The following is a 1,032-nucleotide window of genomic DNA, read 5'->3' on the forward strand; positions in this document are numbered from 1 at the left end:
CTATGACTTCTTCACGTCTACCGCCCGTATGTAAGGCAAGTTCTAAAGCATCTTTTAAATATAGTTTGTATCTGTTTCGTTTGTATTTTCCTCGAATTTCTATTCCGTTTTCAGGTTTTATAATTTTTAGTAGATTCTTGAATTCTTCTTTTGTGATCGTATCACGTTTTACCATCACAGGAATCATTCTCACTTTTTCAAAAGGGTTTTTCATATCAATATCGAATCGATCAATTGCCCAGCTTACAAACTTTTTTAAAACGCTCATTTTTCCATTGTAGGTGTTTCCTCTGTAATTCTTATCAATTAGCAAATAATCATGGAATAGACCAACGTGCATATCGCCAATCCGATTGATAACTAACAGCTTTTTATTTATGCTATGTTTTGCTAATGCTTCATTGAATATTTTTAAACAGTTTACAATTTCGTTTTTTCGCTGATCGGACAAGGTATTTTTTTGATGTTCGGGAACATCAATGTTTTCTAAAAAATCTATATATCGTAGTTGTATATCAAATAGATATTGTCGATTTCTTATTTCGATCGGTTGCCCTAAGCCTTGTAATTCCGCTTTGAATTCTTTTTCAAAATCAATTGCTTGAATAACCGCATCTGCATAATTTGTTGCATCGTGTGTTCTACTGGCTTTACGCCCATCACTTCCAGGAACGTGTAAACGTGACTTGTACCGATGCTTTTCAAAATTCTTACAGGTAGAATAGTTTTTGCCCGTTTCTCCACAAGTAGGTTCTTCTTTTACTTTTTTGGTATTTCGTAAAATCATTTTTCGTGTCCATGAAAAATGCTTTTTACATACATGACAGTAAATAAAGAGTCCTTTGTGCTTGTTGTTAGGCATGTGCTTTCGTTTTGCCATACAGTTTTCTTCTTTGCTTTTAACTTTAGTTATATTAATAAATTCTTTTTGGGAATAGGAAGTAATTTGCATATAGCTTTTCAATATGTAATTACCATGCTAATCGCTTTTTTGTTGATGCTCTCTAAAACATCACGAAAACAAAGTTTTGA

1 protein-coding gene is annotated in these 1,032 nt (G+C 32.7%); it reads right to left on the reverse strand.

Annotated features, from left to right (window positions below):
* The coding region (locus AA089_RS23085) for a hypothetical protein (RefSeq protein ID WP_046759389.1) at positions 1-880 on the reverse strand (880 nt) is incomplete at its 3' end.
* Positions 881-1,032: the final 152 nt, after the last annotated feature.

It is taken from the genome of Kordia jejudonensis, from assembly GCF_001005315.1.
In the GTDB taxonomy this organism is placed as follows: Bacteria; Bacteroidota; Bacteroidia; order Flavobacteriales; family Flavobacteriaceae; genus Kordia; species Kordia jejudonensis.